Annotated in this window: 1 pseudogene; it reads right to left on the bottom strand. The window is 43.8% G+C overall.

The window, feature by feature from the left end:
* A pseudogene (locus tag RRF55_RS27760) lies at nt 1–240 on the bottom strand (arginyltransferase); the annotation flags it as partial.

Below are 240 nucleotides of genomic sequence, written 5' to 3'. Positions count from 1 at the left end.
GCGAGCTCGATTTGTTTTAAAATGGCGAAAGTCCCTAGTGAACGTTTGTTTTCATCGGGATCAAAAAACGTATAAACCGCAGATAAACCATCATCTAGAGGATCGCAGGTCGAAACACAGATGAGCTGGTCTTGTTTCCAGAGCTCTAAGAAAAAGCTCTCAGTACAGCTATGCACGAGGAATTTATCAAATTGATCACGGCTAGGCGGGAACATGTCTCCATCGGCATGGCGTTTAAAA

The sequence above is a fragment of the Klebsiella sp. K47 genome (genome assembly GCF_051858335.1).
Classification (GTDB): domain Bacteria; phylum Pseudomonadota; class Gammaproteobacteria; order Enterobacterales; family Enterobacteriaceae; genus Klebsiella; species Klebsiella pneumoniae.
The sequence above is the reverse complement of the archived record's forward strand: the minus strand, read 5'-3'. Positions and strand labels throughout refer to the sequence as shown.